This window comes from Mesorhizobium sp. M0514 (assembly GCF_040321145.1).
GTDB lineage: Bacteria > Pseudomonadota > Alphaproteobacteria > Rhizobiales > Rhizobiaceae > Mesorhizobium.
In genome coordinates, this window is record NZ_JAMYQZ010000203.1 from 1 (window position 1) to 1,147 (window position 1,147).

Genomic DNA, 1,147 nt, shown 5'->3' on the forward strand with positions numbered 1-1,147 from the left:
GGCATCGGTATCGGCCTGGACGAAGGCATTGAAGCGATCATTGTAATCCTCGCCCGCCTCGACAAGGATCGGCCTGACGTCGACACCGGCCACGCAGCTGCACACGGTGCGAATATAGTTCTCGTGCGTATCGGCATCGAACGCCACAAGGACGGTAAAATCCTTCAGCGACTGGCCTTCGAGCGACGACGCGCAATAGGTGTCGAACAACGCCAGGCGCTCGACCAGCCAGACCGGGTCGAGATTGGCGCGGCCCTTTCCGTCCCACTGGCTTGGCTTGAAGCCAGCGGCGATGTTGTAGCGTATGGCGATGTATTTCTTCAGGCCGGTGTCCATGGACCGACACTTAGTACATTCCGCTGATCTGCGACAACCAACGGCTGAGCGGCCACCCTCCCCCTTGTGGGGAGGGTCGGCGCGCAATCGGAGCGAAGCGGAGATGGCGAGACGGGGTGGGGGGTGAGCGCCGACGGTTGGCGAAGACCCCCACCCTGCTCCGCTCCGCGATCGACCCTCCCCACAAGGGGGAGGGTAAAGCGCCCGCTACTTCCGCAGAGCCATCGGTCGTCCGAGCAGAAACCGGATGAAGTTGCCCGCGGTCCGCGGCGCCATGCGGGGCTGGGTTGCCTGTCGTGGCGCGCTTTGCCTTCGCGCTGGCACCTCGGGTTCGACACCCGGTCGGCCCACCGTAAAGGAGGGCCCCGAGACCGGCTTCCCCCTCAACACGTTGGCGGCGTTGTTGTCATGGATGACGATGCACCATTGCGCGCCCTTCGATGCCGCCACGACGGTGTTGAAGCGCGTCGCCATTTTTGCGTGGTGCTCGCTGTAGACGCCGCTCATCGCCGGCGATCTCCTTTCGACCAGCGTGCCGAACGCCGACGTGACATAGTCGTGGTGCGTGTAGCGTCCGCTTGCCGTGTCGAAATTCTGGCCGTCCGGAAAGGCAATGTAGAGCGGCTGCAGGTCCACCACACGCTTTTCGATCTCCCGGCGCGCGTAGTGCTCGACGCGCTCCATGAAGGTCGGCGCCAGCGCGTCGTCGCTGTCGAGCCGCGTGAGCGAAACATAGTCGGCATCGGTATCGGCCTGGACGAAGGCATTGAAGCGATCATTGTAATCCTCGCCCGCCTCGACAAGGATCGGC

The 1,147-nt window shown here is 63.7% G+C and carries 2 protein-coding genes; both read right to left on the bottom strand.

The genetic code is table 11. The features are described from left to right. Window positions 1–336 (bottom strand): glycosyltransferase (locus NKI61_RS32790; RefSeq protein ID WP_352842418.1); only part of this gene is annotated, 336 nt, incomplete at its 3' end. A gap of 207 nt (window positions 337–543) precedes the next feature. Further along, window positions 544–1,147: glycosyltransferase (locus NKI61_RS32795; protein WP_352842419.1), on the bottom strand; the 604-nt coding region annotated here is incomplete at its 5' end.